The 22,036-nt window shown below is 57.0% G+C and carries 27 protein-coding genes; 14 read left to right on the top strand and 13 right to left on the bottom strand.

The window, feature by feature from the left end:
• Positions 1–4: 4 nt before the first annotated feature.
• The 3 genes from AC2TCY_RS15365 to AC2TCY_RS15375 all read right to left on the bottom strand — a co-directional run bounded on the left by AC2TCY_RS15365 (position 5) and on the right by AC2TCY_RS15375 (position 1,639).
• Complete coding sequence (locus tag AC2TCY_RS15365; RefSeq protein ID WP_480848644.1) at positions 5–883, bottom strand: PhzF family phenazine biosynthesis protein; 879 nt, start codon at positions 881–883, stop codon at positions 5–7.
• Positions 884–995: 112 nt separating this feature from the next.
• The gene (locus AC2TCY_RS15370) at positions 996–1,220 is read right to left on the bottom strand and encodes a DUF1150 family protein (protein ID WP_480848646.1); all 225 of its coding nucleotides are present in this window, start codon (positions 1,218–1,220) and stop codon (positions 996–998) included.
• Positions 1,221–1,225: 5 nt separating this feature from the next.
• Positions 1,226–1,639 carry an Hsp20 family protein gene (locus AC2TCY_RS15375; RefSeq protein ID WP_480848647.1) on the bottom strand — a complete coding sequence of 138 codons (414 nt, stop codon included), beginning with the start codon at positions 1,637–1,639 and terminating at the stop codon, positions 1,226–1,228.
• Positions 1,640–1,802: 163 nt separating this feature from the next.
• Between AC2TCY_RS15375 and AC2TCY_RS15380 the strand changes: the two genes are divergently transcribed.
• From AC2TCY_RS15380 to AC2TCY_RS15395, 4 genes are all read left to right on the top strand, one after another.
• Positions 1,803–2,027, top strand: coding sequence for a YdcH family protein (locus tag AC2TCY_RS15380; protein ID WP_176861378.1), 225 nt, complete (start codon positions 1,803–1,805; stop codon positions 2,025–2,027).
• Positions 2,028–2,104: 77 nt separating this feature from the next.
• Positions 2,105–2,590 carry a 5-(carboxyamino)imidazole ribonucleotide mutase gene (purE, locus tag AC2TCY_RS15385; protein WP_480848649.1) on the top strand — a complete coding sequence of 162 codons (486 nt, stop codon included), beginning with the start codon at positions 2,105–2,107 and terminating at the stop codon, positions 2,588–2,590.
• Positions 2,587–3,345 (top strand): NAD(P)-binding domain-containing protein, encoded by a 759-nt coding sequence (locus tag AC2TCY_RS15390; protein ID WP_480848651.1) that lies wholly within the window; start codon positions 2,587–2,589, stop codon positions 3,343–3,345. Before purE ends, AC2TCY_RS15390 begins: the two co-directional genes overlap by 4 nt.
• Positions 3,345–4,412 (top strand): 5-(carboxyamino)imidazole ribonucleotide synthase, encoded by a 1,068-nt coding sequence (locus AC2TCY_RS15395; protein ID WP_480848652.1) that lies wholly within the window; start codon positions 3,345–3,347, stop codon positions 4,410–4,412. Before AC2TCY_RS15390 ends, AC2TCY_RS15395 begins: the two co-directional genes overlap by 1 nt.
• A 26-nt stretch (positions 4,413–4,438) precedes the next feature.
• On the opposite strand, the gene AC2TCY_RS15400 is transcribed toward AC2TCY_RS15395, so the two are convergent.
• The 6 genes from AC2TCY_RS15400 to AC2TCY_RS15425 all read right to left on the bottom strand — a co-directional run bounded on the left by AC2TCY_RS15400 (position 4,439) and on the right by AC2TCY_RS15425 (position 10,219).
• On the bottom strand, positions 4,439–5,590 hold the full coding sequence (locus AC2TCY_RS15400) for an alpha-D-ribose 1-methylphosphonate 5-triphosphate diphosphatase (RefSeq protein WP_480848653.1): 1,152 nt from the start codon (positions 5,588–5,590) through the stop codon (positions 4,439–4,441).
• Positions 5,587–6,360 (bottom strand): alpha/beta fold hydrolase, encoded by a 774-nt coding sequence (locus AC2TCY_RS15405; protein ID WP_480848655.1) that lies wholly within the window; start codon positions 6,358–6,360, stop codon positions 5,587–5,589. The genes AC2TCY_RS15400 and AC2TCY_RS15405 overlap by 4 nt, the downstream gene beginning before the upstream one ends.
• 38 nt (positions 6,361–6,398) lie before the next feature.
• Positions 6,399–7,241 (bottom strand): DMT family transporter, encoded by an 843-nt coding sequence (locus tag AC2TCY_RS15410; protein ID WP_480848656.1) that lies wholly within the window; start codon positions 7,239–7,241, stop codon positions 6,399–6,401.
• Positions 7,242–7,361: 120 nt separating this feature from the next.
• Entirely contained in the window at positions 7,362–9,005 is a 1,644-nt protein-coding gene (groL, locus tag AC2TCY_RS15415) for a chaperonin GroEL (protein WP_480848657.1), read from the bottom strand.
• Positions 9,006–9,069: 64 nt separating this feature from the next.
• Positions 9,070–9,357, bottom strand: coding sequence for a co-chaperone GroES (locus AC2TCY_RS15420; protein ID WP_170395406.1), 288 nt, complete (start codon positions 9,355–9,357; stop codon positions 9,070–9,072).
• 184 nt (positions 9,358–9,541) lie between these two features.
• Positions 9,542–10,219: a DUF2161 domain-containing phosphodiesterase gene (locus AC2TCY_RS15425; protein WP_480848659.1), complete on the bottom strand. Its 678-nt coding sequence runs from the start codon at positions 10,217–10,219 to the stop codon at positions 9,542–9,544.
• 121 nt (positions 10,220–10,340) lie between these two features.
• On the opposite strand from AC2TCY_RS15425, the gene AC2TCY_RS15430 reads away from it, so the two are divergent.
• The 8 genes from AC2TCY_RS15430 (at position 10,341) to AC2TCY_RS15465 (ending at position 17,303) form a co-directional block, all read left to right on the top strand.
• The gene (locus tag AC2TCY_RS15430; protein ID WP_480848661.1) at positions 10,341–11,324 is read left to right on the top strand and encodes a TraB/GumN family protein; all 984 of its coding nucleotides are present in this window, start codon (positions 10,341–10,343) and stop codon (positions 11,322–11,324) included.
• Positions 11,325–11,433: 109 nt separating this feature from the next.
• On the top strand, positions 11,434–12,354 hold the full coding sequence (locus tag AC2TCY_RS15435) for a manganese-dependent inorganic pyrophosphatase (RefSeq protein ID WP_480848662.1): 921 nt from the start codon (positions 11,434–11,436) through the stop codon (positions 12,352–12,354).
• Positions 12,355–12,483: 129 nt separating this feature from the next.
• Positions 12,484–13,359, top strand: a complete 876-nt coding sequence (locus tag AC2TCY_RS15440) for a TIGR01459 family HAD-type hydrolase (RefSeq protein ID WP_480848664.1) — start codon at positions 12,484–12,486, stop codon at positions 13,357–13,359.
• A gap of 101 nt (positions 13,360–13,460) precedes the next feature.
• On the top strand, positions 13,461–13,904 hold the full coding sequence (locus AC2TCY_RS15445; RefSeq protein WP_480848666.1) for a MaoC family dehydratase: 444 nt from the start codon (positions 13,461–13,463) through the stop codon (positions 13,902–13,904).
• A gap of 139 nt (positions 13,905–14,043) precedes the next feature.
• On the top strand, positions 14,044–14,835 hold the full coding sequence (locus AC2TCY_RS15450) for a Stf0 family sulfotransferase (protein WP_480848667.1): 792 nt from the start codon (positions 14,044–14,046) through the stop codon (positions 14,833–14,835).
• A gap of 31 nt (positions 14,836–14,866) precedes the next feature.
• Entirely contained in the window at positions 14,867–15,799 is a 933-nt protein-coding gene (locus AC2TCY_RS15455) for a bifunctional riboflavin kinase/FAD synthetase (protein WP_480848669.1), read from the top strand.
• Entirely contained in the window at positions 15,796–16,269 is a 474-nt protein-coding gene (locus tag AC2TCY_RS15460; RefSeq protein ID WP_480848671.1) for a YcgN family cysteine cluster protein, read from the top strand. Before AC2TCY_RS15455 ends, AC2TCY_RS15460 begins: the two co-directional genes overlap by 4 nt.
• Entirely contained in the window at positions 16,269–17,303 is a 1,035-nt protein-coding gene (locus tag AC2TCY_RS15465) for a threonine aldolase family protein (RefSeq protein WP_480848672.1), read from the top strand. Before AC2TCY_RS15460 ends, AC2TCY_RS15465 begins: the two co-directional genes overlap by 1 nt.
• A gap of 18 nt (positions 17,304–17,321) precedes the next feature.
• Here the strand turns inward: AC2TCY_RS15465 and AC2TCY_RS15470 are convergent, their stop codons facing one another.
• Entirely contained in the window at positions 17,322–17,921 is a 600-nt protein-coding gene (locus AC2TCY_RS15470) for a DsbA family protein (RefSeq protein ID WP_480848673.1), read from the bottom strand.
• A gap of 108 nt (positions 17,922–18,029) precedes the next feature.
• Here AC2TCY_RS15470 and AC2TCY_RS15475 point away from each other — a divergent pair, with 108 nt between their 5' ends.
• Both AC2TCY_RS15475 and rpiB read left to right on the top strand, forming a co-directional pair.
• A complete protein-coding gene (locus AC2TCY_RS15475) occupies positions 18,030–19,049 on the top strand; it encodes a ribose-phosphate pyrophosphokinase (RefSeq protein ID WP_480848675.1) in 1,020 nt (339 codons plus the stop codon).
• A gap of 146 nt (positions 19,050–19,195) precedes the next feature.
• A complete protein-coding gene (gene rpiB / locus AC2TCY_RS15480; protein ID WP_480848677.1) occupies positions 19,196–19,645 on the top strand; it encodes a ribose 5-phosphate isomerase B in 450 nt (149 codons plus the stop codon).
• A 58-nt stretch (positions 19,646–19,703) separates the two neighbouring features.
• Here rpiB and AC2TCY_RS15485 read toward each other — a convergent pair whose 3' ends face one another.
• The 3 genes from AC2TCY_RS15485 to atpD all read right to left on the bottom strand — a co-directional run bounded on the left by AC2TCY_RS15485 (position 19,704) and on the right by atpD (position 22,019).
• Positions 19,704–20,054, bottom strand: coding sequence for an H-type lectin domain-containing protein (locus tag AC2TCY_RS15485; RefSeq protein WP_480848678.1), 351 nt, complete (start codon positions 20,052–20,054; stop codon positions 19,704–19,706).
• Between the two features lie 117 nt (positions 20,055–20,171).
• Positions 20,172–20,582, bottom strand: coding sequence for a F0F1 ATP synthase subunit epsilon (locus tag AC2TCY_RS15490; protein ID WP_480848680.1), 411 nt, complete (start codon positions 20,580–20,582; stop codon positions 20,172–20,174).
• Between the two features lie 12 nt (positions 20,583–20,594).
• The gene (gene atpD, locus AC2TCY_RS15495) at positions 20,595–22,019 is read right to left on the bottom strand and encodes a F0F1 ATP synthase subunit beta (RefSeq protein WP_480848682.1); all 1,425 of its coding nucleotides are present in this window, start codon (positions 22,017–22,019) and stop codon (positions 20,595–20,597) included.
• Between the last annotated feature and the right edge of the window lie 17 nt (positions 22,020–22,036).

A 22,036-nucleotide genomic window follows, 5' to 3' on the forward strand; every position in this document is an offset into this window, starting at 1 on the left:
ATAACTATTGCGGCAAGTCGACCTGTCCGCGCATCAGGACGTGCCCTCTGCCCGCAACCTTAACACCGGACATAGCGTCGACCGCACCAACCCGGGATACTCTCGCCTGACCGGGACGGCCCATGTCATGCCCCTGTTCAGCAATGAACGTGTCCTTGTCCATCAGGCCATATTTCCAAAGATAGGCCGCCATTGCGCCCGTGGCCGACCCGGTAAATGGATCTTCAGGTGGGCTGGGCGGCGCCAGCAGTAGTCGCGAGAATGTGTCTCCAGCGTTGGTTGCCCCCTTCAAAGTGACCAGAAATGGTTCAGCCATGTCCGAGCCAGAGTAGCCTGAGGCTTCGGCAACCTTGCGGAGCGGCCCTTCGGCCAGCCGAGCGGCCCGTAGCGCGTCGTGATCGCGCAATACTGTGATACAAAATGGCAGCCCCGTCGAAACCAGTTGCGGCGGCGAAATAATCGAATCCGTCGACAAGCCTATCGCGTCGGCCACAAGGTCGGCAGGGACATGCACCCCAAATTCGGGCGCAACTTGTGTCATCTCGATCTCATCACCATTCAGACGAACGGAAACAACACCGGCGCCGGTCTCCAATGTCAGGGCGTCTCCCGAGAAAAGGTCGCGAGACCGCGCGGCGGCAACAGTCGCGACGGTTGGGTGGCCTGCAAATGGAATTTCCCGGCTGGCCAGGAAATAGCGCACACGAATATCCGCAATGTCTGATGAGCCCGTAAATGTGCATTCCACTAACGACGTTTCTTGGACAAAGGCTTTGCAGACCTCATCCGAGAGCCCGGCTCCGCCGTGTACTACTGCGCATCCGTTGCCGCCAAAGGCGCGGTCGCTGAATGCGTCCACCCAATCGAAATCGAACCAGCTCATCCGCATTCTCCTATCCGCGTCAAGTCATCACGTCAGGGCGGCCCCTGTCGGTTCGTATGTTTCGCCACAATCGCGGTAATTGTCACGCCAATTTGGGAAGTTCAGGAGCCGTTCAGTGAACGGCCACCGGGGATAGATCGTGCTCACGGGCCAGTACAAAAGCCAGCTTGCGGTCAGCCACAAGCGCCAATTGCTGCCCGTCCGAGTCGTGAACCGCATATAGATGATCCAGATCGCCTGCCTGATCGCGAACATCCCGAGGCAGGTCTGCCACATCCACAGTTTTCACATAGACGATACGATCGCCTTCGGTGTTGATTTCTACCGGTGTATTCATAGCTCTTACCCCTTTCTTATGTTTATCGTTTGCACCACCGTTTCGGGTACGGCGCGGGTCAGATCCACGTGCAGCAGACCATTTTCCATGATCGCTTCGCCCACCTCGACACCATCGGCCAGCACGAACATGCGCTGAAACTGACGCGCCGCGATACCACGGTGCAGGTAGATGCGCCCGTCGCTGTCGTCGCGTTGACGGCCTCGGATCACCAATTGACGATCCTCGATGGTAATCGACAGGTCTTCTTCGGCAAACCCGGCCACGGCTAGGGTGATGCGATAGGAAAAATCCGAGGTCTGTTCGATGTTATAAGGCGGGTAACCTTCATTACCGGCCTTTGCAGACCGCTCCAGAAGGCGTTCCAACTGCTCAAACCCCAAAAGATGCGGGTATGAGCCAAGAGTAAGTTTCGACACGTATTTTCGTCCTTTTTTGTCAAAGCGACGCATTATGCGGCCCCGTTCCGGCAACCGCGTGATATAGAATATGGGAAGAAAACAGGATGTCCACAAGGTCTGGCCGGATAAACCCCGACACACTATCTTGTGTGGAAAGCACCACAACAATATCGAGTCGCCAATGAACGCGCCCACTGATCTGTCCATGAAAACCGATGAAGTTCTGCGGGTTGAACTGGAGGTCTTCCGGCGCCAGCATCGCGACCTGGACGAAGCGATCGAGGCGCTGCAAGCCAAGGGTACTGCCGATCAACTTACGCTGAAGCGGTTGAAAAAGCAGAAATTACGCCTCAAGGATATTATTCGCCTGATCGAAGACCGTCTGACACCTGATATCATCGCCTGAAGTACCTGCGTCGCATTGCCTCCAAAGCGGATTTGGCTATAGTGCGCGCTCTTTCTGGATCGCAGGGACACGAGCGGATGGGTGAGATCAAAGTCGGGATCATCATGGGCAGCCAGTCGGATTGGCCAACGATGAAGGAAGCCGCAGATATTCTGGATGAATTGGGCGTGGCTTATGAGAAACGCATCGTGTCGGCCCACCGCACGCCGGACCGACTGTGGGACTACGGCAAGACCGCCGTTGGCCGTGGTTTGCAGGTTATTATCGCGGGCGCTGGTGGCGCTGCCCACCTGCCGGGTATGATGGCTTCGAAAACGCGAGTTCCCGTGATCGGCGTGCCTGTGCAAACGCGGGCTTTGTCGGGTGTAGATTCCCTCTATTCCATTGTTCAGATGCCCAAGGGTTTTCCCGTGGCGACGATGGCCATCGGATCTGCAGGCGGCGCAAATGCCGGACTAATGGCGGCGGGTATCCTCGCCCTGCAAGATGAGGTCCTGGCCAAACGTCTTGACGATTGGCGCGCGGCGCTGTCCGCCTCAATCCCCGAGGAACCCGAAGGATGAGCCGGATCGGGTTTATCGGCACCGGTCACATTGCAAACCCCATCGCGCGTTTTCTGGCGAGCAAAGGCCACCAAATCTTTGTGACGGAACGCAGCGCGCCGGTCTCGTCGGCGCTTAAGGCGGATATCAACGCCACGGTTGCTGAGCCGCAAACCGTAATCGACAATTCCGAGATTGTGTTTCTTTGCTTGCGCCCGCAATTGGCTGCCGAAGTATTGGAGCCGCTGGCTTTTCGTGCCGATCACCGGATCATTTCTGTGATGGCGGCGGTGTCCGAAAGGCAGCTGAAAACCCTGTGCGCGCCTGCGATGCGCTTCGTGCAGACGATCCCACTGGGCTTTTTGCAACAAGGTGGGTGCCCAATGGCGGCCTTTGGCGACGACGATCTGCTGGCTGAATTGCTTGAGCCAGAGAATCCCGTCGTTAAAGTCTCCACCGAGACCGCGCTTAACGCGCATTTTGCAGTCTGCGCCATGGTGCCGGGTCTTCTGGACATGTTGGCAACAGGTGCGGACTGGCTGGGAAAGGAAACCGGCGACGCGACCGCGGCCGAGTATTACACCTCTCAGCTCGTTTCCGGATTTCTGTCCGCGATGGAAAAGGGGCAAGCGGGGCGCCTTGCGGAAGAACGTGATGCACTGGCGACAGATGGAACGCTCAGCCTGCAAATGACGCAAGCCTTGCAGACAGACGGGGCACATGAAGCATTGCGCGCCGCCCTGACGGCGATCGGCAAACGGTTGGAGACCAAATGATGACGGATATGCTGCACCCCGGCGCAACGATCGGGATCCTTGGCGGCGGCCAATTGGGACGAATGCTCTCGGTCGCGGCGGCGCGGCTGGGGTTTAAGACGCACATTTTTGAGCCCGGAGCCAACCCGCCGGCGGGTCAAGTCGCCGACCGTGTCACAACCGCATCGTATGACAACGCTGAGGCTCTGCGTGCTTTTGCCGAGGCGGTGGATGTGATCACCTATGAGTTTGAAAACATCCCCACCGAGGCACTGGACCTACTAGAAGCTCATCGCCCGATCCGGCCGGGACGTGAAGCATTGCGGGTCAGTCAGGATCGGTTGACGGAAAAGACCTTTTTGCAAGATCTTGGTTTGAATACCGCGCCTTTTGCGGATGTTTCGGACCTGAACGACTTGAAGACTGCCATCGATTGGATCCAAGCACCCGCCATCCTGAAAACCCGTCGCTTTGGTTATGACGGCAAAGGGCAGGCCCGGCTGCGAACACCTGAGGACGCCGAAGTGGCGCTGGAGGAAATGGCCGGGGCGCCGTCCATTCTGGAAGGCTTCGTGAACTTTTCGCACGAAGTATCCGTCATCGCCGTCCGCGGGCTGGACGGTCAAGTTGCCTGTTTCGATCCGGGCGAGAATGTGCACCGTGACGGCATCCTGCACACCACGACGGTCCCTGCCCGCCTGTCACCGGCCCAGCGCACGGATGCGATTCTGCTGGCTGCCAATATTCTGAACGCGCTCGATTATGTCGGCGTCATGGGTGTTGAGTTGTTCGTGACATCCGATGGGCTAGTCGTGAACGAAATCGCACCGCGTGTACATAATTCGGGGCACTGGACACAGAACGGATGTGCGGTTGATCAATTTGAGCAGCACATCCGCGCCGTGACCGGCTGGCCTTTAGGCGACGGTCAACGTCATTCAGATGTGGTGATGGAGAACCTTATTGGGCATGACATGGACCGCGTGCCCGATTTGGCGCGCGAGCGGGACGTCGCCATGCATCTGTACGGCAAAGCCGAGGTCAAACCTGGTCGAAAAATGGGACATTTCAACCGGATCGCTCGCTGAACCTGATCCGGTACTCCTATGCATTGTCAGCCGATAAATCGCGTAGCGATGTCGCCGGACATGTAACTGACGCGGCCCGCGGCAATTGTTGCCGCAACGCGTTGTGTCTCGGCATCCAGTACCACCAGATCAGCGCGCTTGCCGGGTGCGAGGGTGCCACGGTCGGTCAGTCCCAATACACGGGCGGGCCCTGACGAAATCAGGGCCCACGCACTTGCCAGATCGAGCAAACCGGTTTTTGTAACCATCAGTGCAGCTCGGCGCGGGCTGGGATAGTGGTAATCCGAGGCCAACGCATCGCACAGCCCCATCGTAATCAGATCCAGCGCACTGGCATTGCCCTTGTGAGACCCCCCGCGCACGACATTGGGCGACCCTAGAATGATGTGGTCACCCGCTGCGCGGGCGGCCTCGGCGGCTATAAGCGTTTCAGGGAACTCTGCGATTGAGACGCCCTTTTCGCGCCACCATGCCCGCGTTTCTGCAGTGGCATCGTCATGGCTGCCCAGTCGAACACCCTGCTGACGCAATTCTGTGCATAGCACATCGAGTGCTGCAGGAACTTCGGCCCTCCGCGCATGCATATTCATCAGCAAGTCAAAATGGGCATCCGGGTTGCGACCGGCTTTTAGCGCCTGCCCGGTCAGGCGCGGTGGTTTGCGGCCCTCGGCCAAGCGGTCATGCGGCAGGTGGTCATTGAAAACCACGTAGGGCACCTGCCAATTGGCAATGCGCTTTGGAAGGTCGACGTAATCATCCAGCATATGGGTTTCAAACCGCAACTGGGGGATCAGGTCAGTAACAACGCTGGCTTTTACCGATGCGATGGCTTCAAAGACCTGATCTGCGAATTCCGGCCCACGCACCCCACCTTCCCAACTGTGAAATTGTGCCAGCACTGCAGTGGTAATGCCATTTGCGGCTAGTTCTGCCTCGACCGAGAGAATGCCCTCGGCCATTTGTTTCATCGCTCCGCGCCGCGGTGCGATATGCCGTTCGAACCCATCGCCGTGCAAATCAATGATTCCGGGCAGGACGATATACCCCGTCAGGTCGATTTCCCGTGCAATGCGACCCTCTTGCACTAGCCCATCGCCGATGCTGAGGTCTGCTTGCACAACGCCGTCTGCGGGCTGCAGGACATCCGCGCCCGTAAATGTCAGTTCAAGAGATGTCATTGCGTGGGTTCCGACTCTGGTTCCGAGCAATCTTGCCCGATGCAGATCTCGTTTATTATGTCGGTGACCCCATCAAGCCAAGTAATTTGCGGATCGAACTTGCCGAACTCGATGAAGTGTAACGCCTGCGCCATGACGCGCGGGTTGTTCATCATGAATGTGTGGGTCACCGGCAAAACGATATGATCCGCCATTCCTTCAACCTTAGTGGTTTCAACCGAGACCTTGCCGTCATCCGGGCCGTCAATCAGCGATGAAAACACCGGGTTCAGCGAGTTTTCACCGGCAATGACACCAAGTTCAAAATCCACAGGCGGCAGACGACGCGGCAGCCCTTCCGGGCCGGTTCCCAAGGCCAGGCCAGCTGGCCCGTGCAACAGACCAAATACTTCCCAATCGCCGAGCTCATCTACTAGCTGGCTGCCCTGGTTTGGCGGTCCTAACATGACAACACGGCCCAGATTCTCGGGCGAGTTGTCCTGTAGCCAATACCGCAACAGAATACCCCCCATCGAATGCGTAACCACATTGGTTGTCTCCCCTCCACATTCTGCCAGGGCGTTGGGTAATGTCTGGTTGGCCAGCTCGGGGATCGGAAGATCGGTGGACGGGTAGCCGGGCCGAACCACAATGTAACCATGCGCTCGAAACAACTGTTCCATGACTGAAAACGACGCTTCGGTCCGCGCGAGACCATGCAATAGCACAACGCATTTCGCGGACGCTGCAACCGGCGTGAGAAGGAACAGAAGGGCGACAAAAAATCTCATGCCAGCCAGATAGGTGCTATGACCAAATGAGGGAACCCCTAGCTACGTCCAATGCGCACCACCGCCAGCGCGATACCGCCCAAAACCAGAGCTGCACCCAACAAAAGCTGTAGTGTCGCCACTTCGCCCAACAGGACAACTCCACCCGCAATCGCAATCACAGGGACACTCAGCTGGACCACGGCCGCGATCGCTGGAGTAAGCTGCGGCAATACGCGATACCAAAGCGCGTAGCCCAGACCAGATGTGACGCCGCCGGATAAAGCCGCCAGAACATAGCCGAACGTGGTCATCTGCCACGTTCCTCCGGCTAGCAGCAAAGCCAAAGCGGTTACCGGCAACGCCACCACAAAATTTGCGGCTGTGCCTGATAGGGCGTCCGGTTCGGACCGGCCAACCAGAGAATACGCTGCCCAGCCTATCCCTGCAGCCGTCATCAATGCAGCTCCGGTGAGATCGACATGCACAGCGTCTGAAGGCCAAAGAACATATGCCAGACCGCACAGCGCAATGACTGCGCCCAATATTTGTCGGGTTGTTGGCGTCGCCCCGATTACCGCGCTGGTGGCGAACATTGTGATCTGCACGACACCAAACAAGATCAAGGCTCCCAGCCCCGCATCCAGAGTCAAGTAAGCCACCGAGAAGCCGATCATATATAGCGACAGAGCCCCTGCCCCCATAACGCGCCTCCTGTTGCCGAGCGGCAGGCCGCCTCCACGCGCATAGACCAACGCAGCCAGAACCAGTGCCCCGGAAAACACCCGAAAGATGGCAAACCCGGCGGGGTCACTAGCACCACTGTCAATCGCAAGGCGATTGAGAATCGAATTTGACGCAAAGGCGCACATCGTTAGCGCAGTCAGCAGGAATAATCTCATATTATCCGCATAGCGCGTTGGCTTGGGTTTTGACACTCACTTTACTTCGGTCTGGGTCACCCAAACGAAACGGGGCCGCCCCAAGGCGACCCCGTTCCCAAGCACTAAGGCCTAAGCAGCTTACATCATGCCGCCCATGCCGCCCATGTCGGGCATGCCGCCGCCGGCAGGTGCACCTTCTTTGGCGGGCTTGTCAGCAACCATCGCTTCGGTGGTGACCAGCAGGCCAGCAACCGATGCCGCATCTTCCAGAGCGGTACGGACAACCTTGGCCGGGTCGATCACGCCGAACGAGAACATGTCGCCATATTCTTCGGTCTGAGCGTTGAAGCCGAATGCTGCGTCAGCGGATTCACGGACTTTGCCCGCGACAACCGCACCGTCAACACCTGCGTTCTCGGCGATCTGGCGCAGCGGCGCTTCGATTGCCTTACGAACGATGTTGATGCCTGCGTTCTGGTCAGCGTTTGCGCCTTCCAGAGTTTCCAGTGCTTTGCCGGCCTGAACCAGAGCAACACCACCGCCAACAACAACGCCTTCCTGAACGGCAGCGCGCGTTGCGTTCAGAGCATCGTCCACACGGTCCTTACGCTCTTTCACTTCGACTTCGGTCATGCCGCCGACGCGGATAACAGCAACACCGCCTGCCAGTTTGGCAACGCGCTCTTGCAGCTTCTCACGGTCGTAGTCCGACGAGGTTTCTTCGATCTGGGTGCGGATCTGAGCAACACGTGCTTCGATCTCGGCTTTCTCGCCGGCACCGTCGACGATGGTGGTTTCGTCTTTGGTGATTTCGATTTTCTTGGCGGTGCCCAGCATGTCCATGGTGACGGACTCGAGCTTCATGCCCAGATCTTCCGAGATGACCTGACCGCCGGTCAGGATCGCGATGTCCTGCAGCATGGCTTTGCGGCGATCGCCGAAACCCGGTGCTTTGACAGCAGCAATTTTCAGGCCGCCGCGCAGTTTGTTGACAACCAGAGTTGCCAGCGCTTCGCCTTCAACATCCTCAGCAATGATCAGCAGCGGCTTTTGCGACTGGATCACCTGCTCGAGCAGCGGAACCATCGGCTGCAGCGAGGACAGTTTCTTTTCGTGCAGCAGGATCATGCAGTCGTCGAGTTCTGCGATCATCTTGTCTGCGTTGGTGACGAAGTAAGGCGACAAGTAGCCACGATCGAACTGCATACCTTCGACAACGTCGGTCTCGGTTTCCAGACCTTTGTTTTCTTCGACGGTGATAACGCCTTCGTTGCCAACTTTCTGCATCGCGTCTGCGATCTGCTGGCCGATTTCGGCTTCGCCGTTGGCCGAGATGGTGCCAACCTGAGCAACTTCTGCCGAGTCTTTGACTTCGCGCGAAGCGTCTTTGATGCCTTCAACAACCTTGGCGGTTGCCAGGTCGATGCCGCGCTTCAGGTCCATCGGGTTCAGGCCAGCAGCAACCTGCTTCAGACCTTCTTTGACGATGGACTGAGCCAGAACGGTTGCGGTGGTGGTGCCGTCACCGGCTTCGTCATTGGTGCGGCTGGCGACTTCTTTCACCATCTGCGCGCCCATGTTCTCGAACTTGTCTTCCAGTTCGATTTCCTTGGCAACCGAAACACCGTCTTTGGTGATGCGCGGTGCGCCGAAGGATTTGTCCAGAACCACGTTGCGGCCTTTGGGGCCCAGGGTCACTTTGACAGCATCGGCCAGGATGTTCACACCTGCCAGCATGCGGTTACGGGCATCGGTGTCGAACTTGACGTCCTTAGCAGCCATGTTGTTTCTCCTTGAGAAATTTGTTTGAGATAAAGCGTAAGAAGATCAGAGAAAGCGCAGGCGCTTACTCGATGATCCCCATGATGTCGCTTTCTTTCATCATCAGCAGTTCTTCGCCGTTGACCTGGACTTCAGTGCCCGACCATTTGCCGAACAGGATCTTGTCGCCAGATTTTACAGCCATTGCGATCAGTTCGCCGCTGTCCTTGCGTGCGCCTTCGCCGGTTGCGACGACTTCGCCTTCGCTGGGCTTTTCTTTTGCGCTATCGGGAATGATCAGGCCGCCTGCGGTTTTTTCGTCGCTTTCGGTACGGCGAACCAGCACGCGGTCATGAAGCGGTTTCAATGCCATCTTTGCAGCTCCTTGGGCTCAAAGTTTATTGTCCTCCCCCCGCCGATTGGCGAGGCGTTAGCACTCGGGTAGTGAGAGTGATAACGACGCATAGCTAGGGACTAGGATCAGACGAGTCAACAATATGTGAGGAGTTTTTTTCTACGACCGCGAACGTAGGCTGGAATTCTCTTGCACCGAATGGCTATTGGCCGGTTTCTTCCCAGCTGTAAGCCCAATGTTTGAGGCCGTCAAAACCGGCCTCGGTCAGGCCATACACACCCTTTTCGATTTTGCTGAACCATCCGTAATGATTGTCGCGCATCAAACGGGTCGCCTCGGCCACCCCGGTTGCCTTGGCAACGTCCGAGCCTTTGGATGCGCCGCCCTCTGCCAGATAAGCCGCGCATTTCAGCGCATCCTGTCGATAAGCGGTAACGATCCCATGGCGCGTTGCGCCGCCTGCGTTCGGGTCCCCTTCCAAACGATCGAATTCACGCAACAGCCGCGTGGCCTTGTCCTTGTTCTTGCGCGGCGCAAAAGGCCCCGGGTCACATTGCACTTCGACCGAACCGTCACCCCTTACGGTTATCAGCCCTAGACCCAATCGACGGCACAGAGCCAGATTGTCCTTGAGGGCGCGCCGGGCCGTTCGCCCTTTCGGCTTGCTGACGCCGATATAGACTTGGTCGGTGATCTTCAGTCGCGTGATCGCCTGATGAAACAGGGCAAGGCTGAACCGCAGCTTCAGTTCGACGATTACCGGATCGTCGCCTTCCCGTACGGCCACGATATCCGCAGCTCCAACCTCGCCTTTGACGGCGTATCCCTGACGCTCCAGCAGCGCCTTGATTGGAGGGTAAAGATCCTGCTCACGGTCCATTGCTCTATGCTAAGAAAATTTCCATGAAGTTCCAGTTGTTACGCGCACTTTTCTGATCGGCCTTGCACTGATCCACACGGCGGGGCAGTGTCATAGCACCACCGATCTTACAGAGAAACAAATGATGCGCCTGCTAATCTGCCTTGCCCTGCTGTTTCTGCCTTTCTCCGTTCAGGCAGCCTGCGAAGGTGTGGATACCCGGTCAGAAATGTCCGACGAAACCAAGGCAGAGTTACAGTTGGCTCTGGCCGATATTCCTTACCCGGAAGGCAACCATTGGATTGCAGCCAAAGATGACGCGGTTCTTCACCTGATCGGAACCTTGCACATAAACGATGCACGCATGGGGGCAGTGGTCGAGCGGTTGACACCGGTCCTAAGCGAGGCGGACGCATTTTACTTTGAAGTTACGCAGGATGAAATGACCGCTTTCGAGCAGAACCTTGCGAATGACTTTAGCCCCGTTCTGATTACCTCGGGGCCGACCCTGATTGACCTGATGGCAGAAGAAGACTGGGCTGCGCTGTCTGCGGCTCTGGCCGAACGTGGTATCCCAAGCTGGATGGCCGCCAAGATGCGACCCTGGTTCCTCGGCATGATGCTGAGCATCCCGCCCTGCCTGATGGATGACCCGAATGCTCAGTACGGAATGGACGCACGCCTGACTGATCTGGCCAAGGAAAACGGCATTCCGCAATTCTCTCTGGAACGGATCGAAGATGTGATGGCCATGTTCGACAGTTATCCGCTGGATGAGCAAGTACAGTCCCTCGTGCGCCTGTCTGGCGCCATGCAGGGCAGTGACGATCAACTGGCGACCATGGCCAACAGTTATCTTGAGGAGAAACATGCCGAGATCCTCCAGCTGGCGCGGTTGCAGGGCCTTGAAGAGTCTGGTCTGAACCCCGAGGAATTCGACGCGGAATGGCAAGGGTTTGAGCAGCAACTGCTTGTTGAGCGAAATGCCAACTGGATGAAACGCATTCTGGATATCACGGACCAAACAGCAGTAATTGCGGTTGGCGCGGGGCACTTAAGCGACCACCACGGCCTGTTGAAGCATTTAGAACAGGCTGGGTACACGCTGACCCGAGCCCCATTTTAGGTAAAACACCAGAATCTCAGACCATCCGTCGCAGCGGTCCCGCAACCGGGTGACAACCCTTGTCGACCGGCCTATAAGGCCGCAAATTTCCAATCCTCAGGACGCTGACATGACAACCCTAGTATTTGGTCACAAATCCCCCGACACAGATTCCACCGGCTCTCCGATCCTGTGGTCCTGGTACCTGAACGAAGTGAAAGGTGAACAGGCCGAGCCCGTATTATTGGGCGAGCCCAACACCGAAGCGGCTTTCATGCTGCAGCGCTGGGATCTGCCCAAGCCGCGCATCATCGAAGACGTCGCCGCAGACGCGCCGGTTGTTATCGTTGACACCAACAACCCAGCCGAGCTGCCCGCCAGCATCAACAGCGCCGATATCCGCGCCATTATCGACCACCACAAGCTGGTCGGCGGTTTGGAAACCAAAGGTCCGATCGACATCACTGTGCGCCCGCTGGCCTGCACAGCGACCATCATGGTCGACCTGATGGGCGACGACGCGACCAAAATGCCCGAAGCTGTAAAAGGCGCAGCGCTGACCTGCATTTTGTCGGACACGCTGGAATTCCGCTCGCCAACCACTACCGCGCATGATCGCGCCGTGGCTGAGAAGCTGGCTGCTGATCTGGGTCTGGACGTATCAGCTTATGCCGCCGACATGTTCGCGGCGAAATCAGACGTTTCGTCCTTCTCGGACGCCGAATTAATCCGCATGGACAGCAAAGAATACGAGGTCGACGGCACCAAGTTCCGCGTCTCAGTTCTGGAAACCACTGCGCCCGGTGTTGTACTGGACCGCAAAGCCAGCCTGGCAACATCCATGGGTGACGTAGCCAAGGAAGACGGTGTCGATCAGGTTCTTCTGTTTGTCGTCGACATTCTGAACGAAGAAGCCACTCTGCTGGTGCCGAACGATCTGGTAAAGACCGTCGCGGAAAAGAGCTTTGGGGCTTCGGTAGACGGCGACGCGGTTGTCCTGCCCGGCGTCATGAGCCGCAAGAAGCAGATCATTCCGAACCTCAAGGTCTGATACACCCAGCACCGAGGGCGCCCAATTTGGGCGCCCTTGTTTTTTGCAAGGCCCTGCCCCTCTGGCCAAATGGAATAAGCTCTGCCATAGGCTTGGGAAGCTGCATTTCCCAGTCACATGAGGGGCCATATGACCCAGATCATTTCAACGCTTTCTGAAGTCTCCGACCGCTATAAAGCACTGTTTGTGGATTTGTGGGGATGCGTCCACAACGGCATCACCGCGTTTCCCGAGGCCGTGGCGGCATTACAAGCCTATCGCCAAAACGGCGGCACGGTGGTCTTGGTTACTAATTCGCCCAAACCGCGCGCTGGGGTCGCAGAACAGTTGGGTCAGTTCGCCGTGCCGAACGACGCATACGACACCATAGCAACCAGCGGAGACTCGGCCCGATCTGCCATGTTCCGCGGTGAAGTGGGCGAAAAAGTCTATTTCATGGGAGAGTGGCAACGCGACGCAGGTTTTTTTGAACAGCTGAAACTGCTGGATCATCCGTTGCAAATTGAACGCGTACCGCTGGACGAAGCCGAGGGCATCGTGTGTTGCGGCCCGTTCGATCCGATGGCTGATCCTGCCGTGAACCGCCCCGATTTCCTGTACGCAAAGCAAAAAGGCATGAAACTGCTTTGCGCCAATCCGGATATTGTGGTCGATCGAGGTGAAACGCGGGAGTGGTGTGCAGGAGCTTTAGCGCAGCTGTACACCGAGATGGGTGGAGAGAGCCTCTATTTCGGCAAACCGCACCCGCCGATCTACGATCTGGCGCGGCGAAGACTGCTGGCGCTGGGGGTTGATGCCTCGGATTCCGAGATCCTGGCCATTGGTGACGGGCCAAAAACCGATATTGCCGGGGGCATGGGCGAAGGCATTGACACACTGTTCATAACCGGCGGGTTGGCCGCAGCAGAAACCAAAACGTCGCACCATCCGGACGAACATGCCCTAAGAGATCATAACGAAAAAGAAAACATCAGTCCGACCTACTCGATCGGCCGCTTGAGGTAGTCAAAAAAGACTTGATTTTCTGCAACTGCGAAGTAATAAAGTTGCTCAAGGGCGACCGATGATGGTTTTTTGTTGCCCTTCCGATCTCGAGTGAGGGCAACATGTTGGATAATCTTCCGCGCGGAACGATCTGTATCGAAGACATCGAAATGGGCATGACCCGTCACCTGCGGAAAGTGGTGACCGACGAAGATATTGAGATGTTTGCTCAGGTCTCGACGGATCGAAACCCGGTGCATATGGACGATGATTATGCCCGTGATACAATTTTTGAAGGGCGCATCGCCCATGGAATGCTGACCGCCGGACTGATTTCGGCCGTGATCGGTGAGCAATTGCCCGGGCATGGCACCGTCTACATGGGTCAGTCGTTGAAGTTTCTGGCTCCGGTACGTCCCGGCGACATGGTTTATGCGGAAGTCAAAGTCATCGACATCGATTTTTCCAAGCGTCGCGTTAAGCTGGATTGCCATTGTTCAGTCGACGGCAAAAAGGTGTTGGTGGGTGAGGCGATGGTTCTGGCGCCGTCGCGCAAATTCGACTGACTTCAAAGCCACCTGCTGAAACCAAGGGCGCCAAGACTGGCGCCTTTTTCGTTGACCCGCGTTGAAATTGACCAAATTTTCCAAAAACTTACCTTGCCACAAACACCTGCTTTGAGATGATCCCGGACGCGATACCAGTATGAAACCGTACCAGTCTTACGTCATTTGCAGCAGCCCGCGCAGCGGCAGTACATTGTTATGCAGAATGCTCTCGGCCACCGGAGTTTCCGGAAAGCCTGACTCCTACTTTCACTCACCCTCTTTAACGGGCTGGCTAAAGGAATACAGCCTAGACGAGTGCGACTTCGAAGAAGCGGCAACAGCGTTAGCTGCCGTATTTGACGCTGTTTATGAAGAAGGAAAAGCAAACACGGCGATGTTCGGACTGCGCCTGCAGGGCAAGAGCCTCACGTATTTCCTTCAACAACTCGAACTCCTCCACCCCGAACTCTCGGATGATGTAGCCCGTGTCGAGGCTGCCTTCGGCCGCCCTCTCTTCATCCATCTTACGCGCCGCGACAAGTTGGGACAGGCAATCTCGTTCGTCAAAGCCAGTCAGACCGGCCTCTGGCACAGAAACTCTGACGGAACCGAACTGGAACGCCTCTCACCACACACTGATCCTGTTTATGATCGAGATAAAATTGAACGGTACAAAACCGAGTTTGAGGAAATGGACGCAAAATGGAGAAGCTGGTTTGAAAAAGAGAATATTGAACCCGTGTCTATCCAATACGACGACCTTTCACACGATCCGATTGAAACGCTTTCTGGGTTGTTGACCAAATTGGGACTCGATCCAACGGTCACCAATCGTGTGACGCCCCCTACAGCAAAGTTGGCGGATACCATTAATGTGGACTGGGCTCGCCGCTTCCTCGCTGAAGAAACCATCCGGCAACCGGGGTCTGCACCTAAATCAGGTGCTTGAACCCAGCCCATAGTCCCGCTAGGCAACCCACATGCAAATCATCCGGGATTTCCAATTTATCGAGCCAGAAGACCGCGGCGCCAGCGTTGCGATCGGTAATTTTGACGGCGTGCACGTCGGCCACCAATCGGTGATCAATCTTGCCCGAAACGCCGCGCCCGAAGCTCCGCTCGGGGTGATGACCTTTGAGCCGCATCCGCGCGAGTATTTTGCGCCCGACTCTCCGCCGTTTCGCCTGATGCGCGGCAATACGAGGGCTCATCGTTTAGAAAAACTTGGTGTCCGGAAGCTGTATGAGCTTCCCTTTAATGCCGCGCTGGCAGGCCTGTCGCCCGAGGAATTCGCGCATAACGTAATTTGTGTTGGACTCGGCTTGTCTCATGTCGTCGTGGGCGCGGATTTTTGTTTTGGCAAAGGTCGCAGCGGATCGGCCCATGACATGATGCACTTTGGAAATGAGATGGGGTTCGGCGTCACAATCGCCCCTCTGATGGAGAGATCTGAAAGCGTCGTGTCATCCACCGCGATCCGCACGGCACTGACCGAGGGGCGCCCACGTGATGCGGCGACAATGCTGGGTCACTGGCACCGCATTGAAGGCGAAGTGGTGGGCGGTGAGCAGCGCGGGCGTGAGTTGGGTTTTCCCACAGCGAATATGTCAATCGAGGGGCTGCACCCGCCGAAATTCGGGGTATATGCCGTTCTGGTGGATGTTCTGGATGGCCCGCATCAAGGCAGTTATCAAGGTGCCGCTTCCATTGGGACACGACCGACGTTTGATGGTGAAGTACCCAATATCGAAACGTTCCTGTTTGATTTCTCGGGCGATCTGTACGGCACGACCCTGTCAGTTGGGTTGGTCGAGTATCTTCGCCCAGAGATGAAGTTTGGGGGACTGGACAGCCTGATCACGCAGATGGATGCGGATTGCGCGCAGGCGCGCGACTTGCTGGCGGCCCTATGACCACCGACCCGATTGAGCGCGCTGGCCTGCCGCCTCGCTTTTGGGAGCGTAAACCGCTGCAAAAGATGAACTCGCGCGAGTGGGAGGCGTTGTGCGACGGTTGCGGCAAGTGCTGCCTGAACAAGCTGGAGGACGAAGACACCGGTGAAGTCGCCCTGACCTGCGTCGCCTGCCGTCTGTTGGACGATGAATCCTGCCGCTGCACGCAATACGACATCCGGCACCAATTTGTGCCCGAGTGCATCGTGATGAGGCCGGACAATATCGACGATCACGCCTATTGGCTGCCCCTGACCTGTGCCTATCGTCTGCTTTGGGAGGGCAAACCCCTTTACGATTGGCATCCCTTATTGTCTGGTACGCCTGAAACGGTTCATGCCGCCGGTGTGTCGGTAAAAGACCGAACCGTTTCCGAGTTCGAAACCCCCATTGAAGAGTGGGAAGACTATATTATCGAGGAGCCGAGCTGATGCATTTTGCTTCTGACAATTCCGGACCCGTTCATCCAGAGGTTCTGGCGGCACTGACCGAGGCAAACCAAGGTTATCAGATGGCCTATGGTGCGGACACGCTAATGAATGAAGTGCGTGACCAGATCAGGGGCATTTTTGAGGCTCCGGGAGCGGCAGTCTACTTGGTTGCAACTGGCACGGCAGCAAATTCGCTTGCGTTGGCCACCCTGTCGAAACCATGGGAAACCGTGTTCTGCTCGCCCGTCGCACATATCCACGAGGACGAATGTAACGCACCGGAATTCTATACCGGGGCAAAACTGACCCTTGTCCGCGGTGGTGACAAGATGACCCCTCAGGCATTGCGCCAGTCGATTGAGGGCGAAGAAACGCGGGGCGTTCACGGTCCTCAGCGCGGGCCGGTTTCGATTACACAAGTGACAGAACGGGGATCCGTGTATTCTCTTGACGAGCTACAGGCGCTGTGCCGGGTCGCCAAGGACTATGACCTACCGGTACATATGGATGGCGCGCGCTTTACCAACGCTCTGGTAGCACTAAATTGTTCCCCCGCTGAAATGACCTGGAAGGCCGGCATAGACGCGGTCAGCTTTGGTGGTACAAAAAACGGTCTGTTGGGTGTTGAGGCTGTGATTTTCTTCGACGAAAGCAAAGCGTGGGAGTTCGAGTTACGCCGCAAGCGCGGGGCGCATCTGTTCTCCAAGCATCGCTACTTGTCAGCACAGATGGCTGCCTATCTGCGTGACGATTTGTGGTTAAAGTCCGCCCATCAGGCCAACGCCAATTGCGCACACCTCGTCAAAGGGTTGCGTGCAGCTGGTGCTGCGTTTCTGCACGAACCACAGGCCAATATGATCTTTGCCAGCTTCCCACGCAGCCAACACAAACGCCTGCACGAAGCCGGGGCTGTGTATCATCTGTGGGGCGATTCCCTTGACGGTCCGGACGAGGAAGAAATGCTCGCTTGCCGCCTGGTGTGCGACTGGTCGGTCAGTACCGACCAGATCGACCGTTTTTTGGCCCTTCTATGACGGGGCCACGAGGCGCGCCTACTTCGCCTCGGTCAAATGCCGGTCAAGATCGTCCAGGCGATCCTGACCCCAGAACCGCTGACCATCAGGTGTGATGTAAAACGGCGCGCCAAATACGCCGCGATCCACAGCCTCTTCGAGATTGGCAGCATACGTCTCGGCACCGATCAGTAGACCGCTATCCGCCAAATTTGGATCGAACCCGGCCCGCGACAGGCAATCCCGAATTACATCATCCTGCGCAATGTCCTTTTCTTCGGCCCAACACGCGCGCAAGATCGAATGACACAGCTTGCCCACATCGCCGGAGCCGTCTTTGATGGCAGCAATCACCGCATAAGACGACGGCGCCATGTTGGTCGGCCAATGCGCCGGCTGCAGGTTGAAATCCATACCCAGGCTTCGGGATTGACGCTGCAGTTCCTGCGCGCGGTATTCAATGCGTGAGATATGCCTGTCCTTCGGCGGTGTCCCTCCGGTGCGGCCAAACAGGGCAATGATATCCAGCGGCTTATAGTTGATCGTTGCACCGTGCTTTGCGGCAATCTCCTCCAAACGCGTACCCGCCAAATAGGAATAGGGCGAGAGTGTCGCAAAAAAGTAGTCAATCTGGGTCATGTGCACTTTCTCCGCTGCGTTACCTTTGCTGGACGGTAAGGCCATGCTAAGCGGTGTCAACATCACGAATCTGTCACATTGCCATTGCTGCCTGGGGACCTACAGCCGATGCCGACACTTCACGAACCCAAGCTGATCGCTGGGAACGCCAATCTTCCTCTTGCCGAAACCATTGCCCGCCGCATGAGCCTGCATCGCGGTGTTGACCAGGGTCTGGTCGATGCTCGAGTCGAACGGTTTAACGACGGCGAGATCTTTGTCGAAGTATTCGAAAACGTCCGCGGCGAAGACATGTTCATCATCCAGCCGACCTCGAATCCGGCAAATGATAACCTGATGGAACTGCTGATCATTGCCGACGCGCTGCGGCGGTCGTCTGCCCAACGTATCACTGCGGTGATCCCCTATTTTGGATATGCTCGTCAGGACCGCCGCACCAAAGCTCGGACACCGATTTCTGCGAAGCTTGTCGCCAACATGCTGACCGGTGCTGGGATCGAGCGGATTCTGACCATGGACCTGCACGCAGCGCAAATTCAGGGTTTTTTCGATATGCCGGTCGATAACCTTTACGCCTCGCCGATTTTCGCGCTGGACGTGAAGGCGCAATTCAAGGACCGGTTGGACGAGATCATGGTCGTCTCGCCGGACGTGGGTGGCGTGGCGCGCGCCCGTGAATTGGCGAAACGGATCGGTGCCCCATTGTCGATCGTCGACAAACGCCGTGAAAAAGCTGGTGAAGTGGCTGAGATGACCGTGATCGGCGACGTCAAAGACAAAATCTGCCTTATCGTGGACGACATCTGCGACACGGCAGGAACGCTCTGCAAAGCCGCTCAGGTGCTGATGGATAACGGCGCCAAAGAGGTGCATTCCTACATTACTCACGGCGTCATGAGCGGCCCAGCGGTCGAACGCGTCACCAACTCGGTCATGAAATCGCTGGTGCTGTCGGATACGATCCAGCCTACGCCTGAGGTCGCGAACGCAACGAATATCCGCATCGTCCCGACCGCTCCGATTTTCACTCAGGCGATCTTGAATATCTGGAACGGCACAAGCGTATCATCTTTGTTCGAAGACAAAACACTGACGCCAATATACGAGTCGCTGTATAATACAAATTGAGCATCGACTTGGGCGGCTGACACAGGCCGCCCTTTCGTTATCATGGCATCAAAACAGCGGACATTTAGCGGATGTTCCGGCTCTGCTAAACTCCAGCTAGCTACAAGTTCCCATTCCCGCGAACACAAAGACAGGTCGACGTCTCTATGACAGCCAACAAACGCATCGTTCTCTCCAGCGACCACGCAGCCATTGAATTGCGCCAGGCAGTTTCCGCCCATATCGTAGCCCAAGGCTGGGACGTTATGGACATTGGTCCAACTTCCACCGAAAGCACGCACTACCCCAAGCACGGCAAAGCCGCGGCGCAGGCCGTTGCTTCTGGTGAATGTCAGCTAGGGATCATTCTATGCGGCACCGGCCAGGGCATCATGATGGCGGCAAACAAGGTCCCGGGAATCAGATGCGGTGTTTGTTCGGACGCGTTCTCGGCTCGCATGATCCGCCAGCACAACGACGCCAACATGCTTTCCATCGGTGCGCGCGTTGTGGGTGAGGGACAAGCGCTGGATATTGTCGACGCTTTCTTAACAGCCGAGTTCGAAGGCGGTCGACATGCCACACGGGTAGACATGATCGAGACCTTGGACGACTAAAGTCGTTGTGAAACAGCTTGGCGTTTTGGTGGACGCAGGCCGAACCGTTTCAGTTTAATTATGAGATGTGCCAATCATCCGAATGCGGCACTTCTCCGATTGCCATCCAGGCGATGCGGATTCGAGCAATGCGCGTATCGGACCAGGTACGGAAAACGGCTGTGAAGCCGCCGGATGCAATCTCTTCAGCCTGAACTTCGGCACGCAAAGCGGACGATGTGTCGACGTCCCACAGCGAGACACCAATCTGCACAACCGGAGGTGAACGGAAGGGTTCGCTGAAGTGGATTTCAGCACGACGTTCGCGGGGGCCTTGTCCTGTCCACATCGCCCCGCCTTCAGCGAATTCGGAAAACAGCACTTCTTCGCCCTGATCAATACCTATGGGGTGTGTTTGAAATTTTTTCATTCTGTCATCATTATTCTTGAATTCCCGTAGCTTATCCCGACCATTTGGTAAAATCACGACAAAAAAACGGCCCCGCAGTCGCGGAGCCGTCTTTGTGTTTCCAATGTCGCTCGGCCGTTACAGGCTCATATGGGTGCCTAAGGCTTCCATATCAGCCAGCAGTTTGGCGGCGTCGTCGACGATGGATTGATCATCGCCGTCCTTGGCCGCCTCGTGCGAGGCTTTCGCTTCTGCGATCAGATCATCCAGATGTGACCGGGTCACTTCCGCAACCGGGATCGCCTTTTCGGCCAGAACCGAAAGGCTATCGCCGTTGATCTGGGCAAACCCGCCGGTGACCAGATACTCGCTGGACCCTTCGGGCGCGTCGACCTTCAGGATGCCCGGGCGCAGCGTGGTGATTGTGGGGGCATGATCGGGCATTGCCGTCATGTCCCCGTCCGCGCCGGGAATCTGGACCGCCGTCGCGCTGAGCGAAGCAAGGCTCCGCTCGGGGCTGACGAGGTCGAATTGCATCGTGTTTGCCATCAGGTGTGCTCCTTAGGCGGCTTCTGCGGCCATCTTCTCCGCCTTGGCGATCACATCGTCGATGCCGCCAACCATCAGGAAGGCTGCCTCGGGCAGGTGATCGTATTCGCCGGCCACAACGGCCTTGAACGAAGAGATGGTGACATCCAGAGCAACCTGAACGCCCGGCGAACCGGTAAAGACTTCGGCCACGTCGAACGGCTGCGACAGGAAGCGCTCGATCTTACGGGCACGGGCCACGGTCAGCTTGTCCTCTTCCGACAATTCGTCCATGCCAAGGATGGCGATGATATCCTGCAGCGACTTGTAGCGCTGAAGGATCTGCTGAACGTCGGTCGCAACCTTGTAGTGCTCTTCACCAACAATCGCCGGGTCAAGCAGACGCGAGGTCGAGTCGAGCGGGTCCACAGCCGGGTAGATACCCTTTTCCGAGATCGCACGGTTAAGAACGGTGGTCGCATCCAAGTGAGCGAACGAAGTTGCCGGCGCGGGGTCGGTAAGGTCGTCCGCAGGCACGTAGATCGCCTGAACCGAGGTGATCGAGCCCGACTTGGTCGAGGTGATGCGTTCCTGCAGGGCGCCCATGTCGGTGGCCAGTGTTGGTTGGTAGCCCACCGCCGAAGGAATACGACCCAGCAGAGCCGACACCTCAGAGCCCGCCTGCGTGAAACGGAAGATGTTGTCGACGAAGAACAGAACGTCGGTACCAGACTGGTCGCGGAACTGCTCGGCCAGAGTCAGACCGGTCAGGGCAACACGTGCACGTGCTCCCGGAGGTTCGTTCATCTGACCGTAAACCAGGGCCACCTGCGATTCCGACAGGTTGTCCGGCTTGATCACGTTCGATTCGATCATCTCGTGGTACAGGTCGTTCCCTTCACGAGTACGCTCACCAACACCCGCGAACACAGAGAAGCCCGAGTGCACTTTGGCGATGTTGTTGATCAGTTCCATGATCAGAACGGTTTTACCAACGCCCGCGCCGCCGAACAGGCCGATCTTACCGCCTTTGGCGTAGGGGGCCAGCAGGTCAACAACCTTGATGCCGGTAACCAGAACTTCCGACTCGGTCGACTGTTCCGCGAAGGTCGGCGCAGGTTGGTGGATCGCACGGGATTCGGTTGCTTCGACCGGACCTTTTTCGTCGATCGGTTCACCAACAACGTTCAGGATGCGGCCCAGAGTGGCGTTACCAACAGGAACCGAGATCGGTGCGCCCATGTCGACAACTTCCGCACCACGGACCAGACCTTCGGTCGCGTCCATCGCGATGGTGCGGACAGTGTTTTCACCCAGGTGCTGGGCAACTTCCAGTACCAGACGCTTGCCGTTGTTTTCGGTTTCCAGCGCGTTCAGAATTTCAGGCAGCTGATCATCGAAGTGCACGTCGACGACGGCCCCGATGATCTGTGTGACTTTGCCTTTTGCATTCGCCATATTGTTGTCTCCGGTTT

It is taken from the genome of Ruegeria sp. HKCCD7181 (genome assembly GCF_057221055.1).